Here is a 10,022-nt window from a genome sequence, read left to right as displayed (position 1 = left end):
CAAAACTGTGGCCAACAGATACGCCGTAAGAATAACGTTCACTGTTACCCACGTCTGTTACTAACAGCGCGGCCTGTATTGCTGCATCCCATTTGCGATTAAAGTCATGGCGGTATTCCGTGCCAAATATCTGTGTAATTCCAGAATATGATCCGCTTTCAAAGTTATCTTTAACGTATTTAATACCATGGTTAAACGCAAGCTGGTTGCTTCGGTTATGCAGATAGTTTGCGTTGAAGTTATTAATAAGCTTTTTCGTAGTAACACTGTCAGTAGTGCCTGTTTCTTTTTCGTGTATAAATCTCACCTTGTCCAGGAATATCCATTGACTGGTTACTGGTCTGCGCGCCAGTGAAAACTCTAGCGAGCTCTGGGTATTACGGGTGCCATTGGATCGATCAGTATCAAAGTGACGCAACGCGGTAGAAAGGCCGAACCCGGGTACAGGTTCATGGTAAACACCAAACAGTATAGCCAGTTTGTCTTCAAGGTCGCCCACCCTGACATCGGCGCGACCTGTCATTGACCATAGCGCGTCTTTATATGTCGCGCCGGCGGATACTGCCGTAAAGTCGTTATTATTGTAAGTTCCCGACGCTGGAGGCACATTGACGTTAAATGGTGGTGCTGCAGGATCTCGAATAGTCTGGGTGCGTTCCAGTCCAAAATCCAGGCGCCAGTTTTTATTCAGATCGATTCCCTGGGTGAGCCCCATATTGGCGAATGTTCGCGGTCCGTATTCGCTGCTTGCGTTTTCAACACTGCTGTAAATACTCGCATTGCGCCATGGCGAAGACTTGATACCTACCCGAGTCATTTGCGCATCCAGAGTATCACTGTCTGCAAATTCCTGTTGTGCAAAAAGCTGGGCATTATCAGTAATTGAATAGTCAGCGCCGAGCAACAGTCTATTGGCATAGTCAGCATTTTCGTTTTCTATGCCGACATCAACTGCGGCAAAAGCATTCGCTCGACCATCGAGGAATTCACGCTTTGCGGAACCAGTTAACTGTTTGGACTCAAACAGACTGCCATCGGTGAATGCATCACGTGCGAACAACAGGCCCCCGGCTACCGAATATTGACTGGATTTTACTTCGACACCCGTGCTCAAAACATCACGTTTAGCGCCGGTATTTAGATTATCCTGGTGGAGGTATTCAGCATCCAGCGAAACATTGTCGCGAATTTTCGATCTGACATCTGCGCCATACTTACGGGTACCCGTTTCACTACCCATTTGTTGTCCCAGTCCAAATTCAGGATCCTGTTGCCTGAAGTAAATATTGCTTTCAAGGGATGGATTGCGGTGGGTTAATTCAACCAATCCTGCGTTGCCACTCTGCTCATTTCCTGAGGTCGTCTTAGTGCTTGTGGCAAGTTCCGCCCGGATATTGGTATTTTGCGTTAATTTGTATTTCACGTCCGCGCCGTATAATTCGCCTTCCGCGCCCAAGGTATCATCCTGAATGATTGTCGCACCAATTTCTGGCCCTTTAACGGAAGGTCTTACTGCAAGGCGGCCACCCGCGGCTATTTTATTGCCGACATTACCTTCTGCTTCATAGTCAACCACGATGTATACCGGATTGAAGTTTTCATCGCGACTAAAAACAGGCTCACGAAAATAGACGGTGCCATCAACCGGATCAAACGTGTAGTCGATATATCGTGTTAGCTGTTTGCTATCAATAATAACTTCGCTTCTAAATCGATCTCGGACATCAATGCGGATTTTCTCGCTGTTAATAATAATATTTTTGTTGGAGAGGTAATACAGGCCACTGGTACCATCGCCGCGTAATTCGTCTTTGACAAAGCCATGATCGGTTTCCGCGGCAAATGCAACCAGGTCAACGTGGTTGCTCTTGTACTCGGTTTTTAAACCGGTAAGGCTACGACTGTATCGGGATAGTTCGGTGACAGTGAGTGCTGTGTTGTAGTCACCAAACATTGCGTAAAATTCGTCACTCTCAAGTTTTACATAGAGCTTTTCTGTGCTCGCAGCGTCGTAGTAAACCTGGGTCTTGTCGCCGTACAAAGTGTAATATTTGTCAGGATCGATGGTGCCAAACAATCCGTTTCCGGGAGTCGCGGCTTCTTCTTTCTCGGAATCATAGGCCATTGTCAGCAGGTATTTGCCTCTGACTTTTCCTTTTGCGTAGAAAGCCAAACGACCATCGCCGAAGTATTCATCATTAATATCCGCTGCATCCAGGTTTTCCATATTGCCGGATACGTTATTGTAGCCTGCCGTACCTTCCGCCAGGCCAACCATAATCCAGTCGCGATATTTTGGTGTTACATAGGTTCTGACTTCAAAGGTAAACTGGTTGTAGGACAATACAGCGTGATACAGTCCGCTTTGTGTTACCGGGTCAAATTTCACATAACCTTCCCGGTCAATCAGTACAGTTTCTTTACTCTTACGCAATTCAGGTAGTCTGTTTCTGTCTTCATAGGGACGAAGATTGCCATCTATGAAATTAAACGCCGCCTCACTTCTGACAGGCTGCCCGTCTTTATCAAATAGTTGAACTTTTATCCTGACCGGGGTTTTACCATCAGCAATATTGCCATCACTGGACAATATACGTGCGCTGAGTATTTCACCCGTTCTCGTATAGGTAATATCCTGTTTGAACCTGGCGTTACCAAATGGTCCCATGCCGCGCAGGGAAATCGTATGTTTACCCGGGTCAGCGCCCAGATCAACACCAATATAGCTGTAGATTGTTCGTCCGGTATCTTTTTCAGGTGCCTTGAGGCCAATACGTTTTTTCGGTATTTCGACACCGTCAATTTTTAGAACCGGAATTAACCTGGAATCCATTCTAATGCGCACGGATTGAATGCGATCGCTGATGCGCTGGCCGTCAGTGATTGATAGAACACCATCAACTGGCTTGTTTTCAGTGTCGACATCTGCAACCTGTTGTGTTTCTGTATGGCCACCAGCCTGGTTATTAGAATCGATAATTGAACTCTGTACGCCGCTATCGCGTTCACTTACCACGGCTTCCTTCTTACCGCTATGGTCACCATAGCTCACATACACTTCAGTACGCCGATTGGCCTGTCGGCCTGATTCAGTTTCATTAGCTTCACGTGGATTGTCAGCACCTTTACCCAGGACTTCAATTTGCCTCGCATACAATCCCAGTTTTCTCGCCATATAAGATGCAACTTTGGTAGCTCGATCCAGTGATAATGCCTTGTTGTTGGGATACAGCTTGCTTAAGTGTTCCGGAACTGGCTGGTTATCCGTGTAGCCGATTACCCTGATTTTACGAATCCGTTTATCCAGTAGAAAATCGATTACACCGTCCAGATCCCTGCGATCTGATTCAGATAATGTCACTACTTTGGAATTATAACTGGCTTCAAAAATCTGACGCTCCTTAACCCTGGCCTGGTAGAGGATCGAATTAGTTGCCTGTGAGGAATACTGGGTTTTTCCATCGGTAGTCTGGAAGCGCAGCTTGGCACTGGTTTTGTATTCTCCTTCCGTCCGCAATTTGACATCAGCGGCAAACGTCAAAGTAGATTTCCAGGAATTTTCTTTTTTGTCACCCAGGTTAAATACCAAATACTCATTTTCGGTCCAGGGGCTGTTAACTGTCTCGCCAGCCAGCTTCGCACTCCTGTCAACATAGTGTAAACCACGGGGCAGTTTTACTAACAAACTGCGATCTTTAAAGCGTATGGAAGTGCCGGCCATGTTAATGCGGTACAAAATCCTGTTGCCTTCCAGTTTGCTGGTAACCTGCATGCTTACTTTGCCGTGGGATGATAAATCAGATTTCTCTCGAATATGAAAATCCGCTCGCCATAGCCCGCCAGCCTGAATATCAACAAATTGCGAATGTGGAGTTCCGGCAAATCGCGTGTTGTCTTCACACTGGTAGATTTCCAGGTGATCCGGTAAGCTATCTTCGTCTACCTGAACGACATGCGTCCCGGGGCGTACGCCTTCGAAATGATAAAGTCCTTGCTCATCGGTATCGACAAACCGGCCATCTTCCAAAAAGAGCCGAATACCCTTGACGCCTTTTGACGTTAATCCAAGATCTGGTGCGGAAAGTTCGCCCGCCGGTCCCATCGTGGTGACACGTTTCGTTCCACTATCTCCCCTTGAAACAATGAACCGCGTGTCTGCCAGCTGATCTTCAAGTTCTATGTAAACTTCTACACGACGATTGAGTGAGAGTTGGTCCTCCTTGCTAAGCAGGTTGCCCTGTAATTTTTCGCTGTAATAAACCGGACGGCTAATACCCAATCCCGAAGTGATGACCTGCTGATCCGTTAAATTGAATAAATCTTTGACGTAAGTTGCTACGGTCCTGGCCCTGGCCAGCGACAACTCTTCATTATTTTTAAACCTGGATTGGGCGCTACCGCGTATCTTGCGTTTATCGGCGTGTCCGACAATGGTGATGCGGCTGACTTTCTGATCGCGCAGCATATGCGCGAGATCGGCCAGATTATCCTTATCGCTATCAATTAACTCTGCGGATAATGTTTCAAAGCGAGTGCGGTAACTTCTGGGGTAATCCTTGAAGCTGTTACTTGCCACTGGCGTAAATTTAAGTGAACCTTTTGATTTAGCGGCTCCTCTATTGACATTAAATTGCGCACTGGCTTGCGTAGTAAATTCACCATAAACTTCGCTGCGTGATCGCGTGACAAATGAAAGTTTGGGCGACTGGTCAGGCAATAAGTTCCCAATATTGAATTGCAGGTGGCCGGCATTAATCACCGGATCTGCTATGGTTTTGCCATCGAGTAATGCACTACCGGGTGTGAACTCCAGAACCTCTGGAAGATCAACGATGACCGCAAGATCCTCAACTGGGACCTTAACCACATTTAGATTTGCCGTGTAGTGGACTTCATCCATGACTGCCTTGCTTTGAAGTTGCAGGCTGACCAGTCCTTCCTCAGGTGGGTCTGCTTTACAGCTTCCCATCATTACCCGGCCCATGATGAAGCTACGCGTTGCCATCATATCGTCTTCGATACGAACACTCGCGAGCGCAGTGTTGGAGACAATGCCGCCGTCAGCAATAGCCGTTGCGGTATTAATGGCATCACCCAGGCTGACACCGGCACCGATGGCTGCAACATAGCTAATATTCGTCACGCTTGATGCCGCCATTGCGCCAATGTTAAACGTTAAGGTTCGACCATCATTGCTAATAGTCGGATCAGGCGCTACTGCACCATTGATTCGAATCGAGCCTGGTTCCAGGCGGAAGCCCAGCGGTAATATGTCGGTCAGCGTCGCGCCGGTCAGGCCACCGGAAGATACGTTGGAGACTGAGAGATTGTATTGTACAAATTCGCCAATCGCTGCATTGTCTTTAGTGGCCTGTTTTGTGACGAACAGTCCGGAACTATCGGGGTCGAGTGGAATGTCGATATGCAATGCAGGACCGGGATTCACAACAAAGTTTTCGCTGCGCGATCCATTCACGATAGCAAACGGTGAGCCCGGCAGTGTCTGTATCGTCGCCGTTGGCACTGTCGAAGGTGCAACAAAACCGTTGGGGGGTATTACGTAAAACTGGTAGGTACCCGGTCTGACGTAAGGGAAACGGTAGTTGCCCGGTGGAAAATTGTAGACATTACCACTGGAGTCTGTTGTGCTACCGCCACTGGTGACTGTCGCCGGGTACGTGCTGATGCCATCGTCACCATATACCGTTGCGGGTTGTCCAGTACTAATATCCACCAGTGTAACTGTGGCGCCATCCAGCGGCGTGCCATCAGATGTGCTAAACAATATGCCGTATGGGTCAACAAGAACAGATCCGTCGGCGCTATCAGATGCATCACTGGCGTCAACATAAGTCGCCGTTATCGTGTCATTGGTTTGCACAGATAAATAGCCGTCATTCGCTACCACTGCGCCAGGAGTTGTTTGAACATAACCAACGAACTCCCCGGTATTTGGTCCGGTTTCCGTTAACCGGATAGTTACCGCGTCGCCACTTAATGAAGTGGTAAGTTGAACAATAACAGTTTCCGCAACCGATGGATCAGTGTTCTGATCGGCGTCCACTATTCGAACAAATACTGGTTCGCCACTTTTGATGGCGCTGATGGGCTGTAGGTCGTAGTTGCCTGGTGTTGGAACGGGTGTACCATCGAATTCCGTTGCTGGATCAGACGGTGAAAATGGTCCAGTTGTGTTGCCACTGGTAGAGTATTCTGTTGGCATTACCGGTAAATTGCTTGCGCCGGTGACGCCGGGTGCATATTGAAAAAGTTCAATAGACGACGTTGTTCGAATATTAGCGTCGACATTCACGGAAGCAGTAGCCGAACCGAGGCTGTAAGTCATCGTTGCGGTGTTGTTGATGATGGTTGCGTTGGCAACCGATAAGACTGTCAGTGATATAAATATTACGGAAGCAGTGAAGAGTTTACCTGCAAATTTTATACTGGCGTGCGCAGCATCGCCCTTAATCATCTTCTGCTCCTTATTAAGATGACTAAGGGCGATGGCCGGTGAGTGTTTACTCAACGGCTTCGCCTTAAACGCGATGTTATTTAACAAACACGCAACGGCGCAGGCAAAGGACCAAAGTCCTTTGCCCAACAGCCGCCGCGCGCTGTTAAACAAACACTCAATCATGAACTAATCGTTCTTTGCGATTAGTTGTCGATTGTTACCTGGAATGCGCCACGAGTAGTGTCGCCACCGGCGAGTCGTCCTCCTTCGCCGTTTCCATCGCCAGACGTACCGCCGTTATCTTCACCTTCATTGGCGGCTGTGCCATCGCCGGCGTAGATGTAAACGATACCGCCTACGATTTCTGCAAAGTCACCGTTGTCTGCAGTAGTTGCAACATTGCTCCAGGTGCCAGTACCGGGATCAAGAGCGATGTTTCCGGATTGGGTGGTAAATTGCGGAACCGGATCGCTGATAACCACGTCGGTGGCTGTTCCGGCTGTTGCTCCGTTAACAATCTCAATGACGTACTCCAGTGTGTCACCGGGTTCGCCATTGGCGGTGCCATCACAGTACTCAACGCTACCTGCGCCCAGTCCGGTATTTACAGTAATGCAGTTTCCACCTCCGTTTGTAGCATTGGAAATGTTTCGTACATACTTGGTGACAGTCAGGCTAGGTGCAATGTTTACGGTTGTTCTCGTGGTATCAGTATCTGCAGCCTGTGCGGTGGCGTCATCCTGAGCATTGACGTCATTTTCAACCCAGCTACTATCCTGAGTTGTAGTCGGAGAAACACGGAAAATGAAGGTGTCCTGCTGACCGATTTGCATACCTACAGTAACTGCGTTAGCAACACCGTTATTGTTAAGTTCAAGTATTGATGTGCCGGTGGGGTTGTCTGTAATGCTCGCAACGGTGTGTGCTGCGCCATTAACCACAACCGTGTCACCTGCCACGATACCGTTCAAGCTGCCGTCTGCTGCGCTATCCGATGGTACAATAACATCGGTTGTGCCTGTTGCAGCAATAGTCACTGCAGTCGCAACACTGGTTGCACCCAGATCAATCGACGTGATATCGACGGTATCCCCAGAATCACGGAACACTCGTACGTTTGTGCTGATAACACCAAATGTAGCGCCTTGTGCTGATGTCAGGTTATAGGTATCAACACCATTGGCATTTGAGATGATGGTGTAAGTGTAATCAACAGAGCTACCAGAGAACACTGAGTCATCTGAGGGTGCACTCAAGGTAGGAGTTGCCTCTACCAGGTTCACAGTGACATCAACTGACGCATTAACGGCTCCCTGAGCATTGCCCGCAGAGTCATCATAGTTCACAGTTGCCTGATTGGTAATCGTGGTACTTGCCGCAGTAGTTGCAAACGCAGTACCTTGCACAAATACCGTGGTAGCAATAAAGCCTGCGAAGGCTAATGCTGCCAGTTTTAAAAAGCCCGGAGGCCTGGTGTTGTATGTTTTCATGATGTTTAACCTCTAATTGAGTTGTTTGTTACTTAAAAATGTTTACTTTCGATGTTCACTGAACATTGTTCATTTAACGTTGTTCATGGAATTCCTTATGGCGGGGGGCCCTGGGCCAGTCGACATTGGGCCCTCGCGCGTGCATTGTCTGGTGGGTCTGGGCCAGCCCTGGCAAAGATCAGCGGGATGTCCATTCTTAATTTTGTAATTTCTTGCTGGGTAAATTTCATTGTTTAAACCTCGGATATCTGAAAACTGGGAATTCTTTTGGTTGTGTTAAAAACACAGAAAGCCTCTAGCGAGGCTTTTGTGAGGAGACGATTTTTGCCGGCCCATTACTTAGTCCTGACCTGGAAACCAACGGTGCCTTCCTTGCCTGGAGGAACTTCGGAAATAACCCACCTGACATGGGTATACTGTTCCGGCGAAGCCTGTTTCTTTACTTTTTTACCGTTGGTTGAAGTTTCTTCGTAGGTAAGCAGGCTGGGTTGTTTATAGGTTTTGCCACCGTCTATGGAAAACAGCATTTTGCTGTTTTTACCAATACCACTACCGACAATGTAAACCGTGTTATCCGGTATTGGGTTATCAACTTTAACGTTGGTCGCTTTTTCATTGCCGTTGTTTTTGTATTGCAATGTGAAAATCAATTTCTGACCGGGGTCAGTAGATTTTGCTGCAACTCGCTTAGTAACCTTTTTGCCGCTAATAACCTCAACGACTTCTTTTTCGGCCTTCATGTTGACAGTAATTTTTGGTTGCGCTGTCGCAACTGCGGGAATGAAAAAGATGAGTGCGATTAAAGCTAAAAAATATTTTTGAATATCCATGTGGTTATCTCCTTTGTGTGTAAGTTTGAAAAAGCTAAAACCGGGTGATTGAAAAGCTATGTGTGAATGAATTTTCTGTGGAACTTGTCTGTATGTTTTCATTGCGCTGCCTTATTGAAAATTTATTGCCGGGACGGAAGACTGATCGTTGTGAAACAGAAAAAGCACGGTAAAAAAACCGTTGTTGAAAAATTTGTAACGAAAGGGGTGAGGAAGGTGCTTGCTAATAACTGACCACTAACAACTAACGAAAAAACTAATGGGCCAAGTTGAAAATTACTGTTGGCGTATGCCCTTGAAACTCCAGCGGCGAGTGACCTGAAAACTGTGATTAAAACGGCATAACACACGCGTGGTAGTCGTTGTGGAATAAATACGGAAGTTTTGAGCGTTAACTGGCTTACCATTTGATGTAACCTCCTCATTCCCTAAGGGTTTTCGTGAAATGTGACTTCTATCACTTTATCGGAATATGACCATGATGCTTGAGCATATTTAGTGATAAATGAGATGTTATCTCGCTGAATTCCAATGGGATTTCAGTGAAGTGATGGACGGTATTTCAGGCTTGTATGAGCGGTTGCAGGCTGCGTTATTTCTGCCAGCAAAGATAAAAATTGTTGATCTTTTAACTCTCTGTTTTTACGGACAATAAAAAGACTAAATCAGTGGCTTTGCGTAGTAGCCAGAAATCATCAGCTGAGCCCTGGTTTTTTTGCGATTGCATCGAAAGAAAATTGGCGCAGCATTCGAGGCTGGGGCTTCAGCCTGGCGATCCCTGTGGATGACACACTTCATTAATTTACGGAGATGATCGGGTTAATTAGCTGCAAGATCGTGATCGTTCTCGCCAGTTTGGCTTTATCAAATTTTTAGTCTAAATATTCCTGAATTCAGAATATGCCGACGAAGCGTTTTCACGCGGAGGGGATCACTAAAAAGCGGTCTGCCCTGAGTGTAATAAGCATTAAGGTTCGGGCGTCTTCTATGCAAGGTACTAAGAATTCTCCAGACTGTTAAAGCAATCACATTTCTGGACGATACAGAGCCAGAACAGGTTGATTTTATTGTTTAATAATCAATGCAACAAATCACAACAACAATAACTTTTACCCATTGCGCCCTGTTCGTTGTAAAGAGGTTCGGAGTGCGGAGATACCCATGAAATTTCAGGAACGTGGTTTAAGTATTGTTGAAATTGTTATGACGCTGGTCGTGTTGGCGATTCTTGCGTCCACTGCCATT

The 10,022-nt window shown here is 46.9% G+C and carries 3 protein-coding genes; all 3 read right to left on the bottom strand.

The genetic code is table 11. From position 1 onward, the window contains the following. Positions 1-6,529 (bottom strand): OmpA family protein (locus ACWVCM_RS10635; RefSeq protein WP_455201729.1); only part of this gene is annotated, 6,529 nt, incomplete at its 3' end. A 131-nt stretch (positions 6,530-6,660) separates the two neighbouring features. Then, entirely contained in the window at positions 6,661-7,947 is a 1,287-nt protein-coding gene (locus ACWVCM_RS10630) for a hypothetical protein (protein ID WP_455201728.1), read from the bottom strand. Between the two features lie 335 nt (positions 7,948-8,282). Further along, a complete protein-coding gene (locus ACWVCM_RS10625; protein ID WP_455201727.1) occupies positions 8,283-8,777 on the bottom strand; it encodes a hypothetical protein in 495 nt (164 codons plus the stop codon). Positions 8,778-10,022: the final 1,245 nt, after the last annotated feature.

It is taken from the genome of Kaarinaea lacus (genome assembly GCF_975902315.1).
The sequence above is the reverse complement of the archived record's forward strand: the minus strand, read 5'-3'. Positions and strand labels throughout refer to the sequence as shown.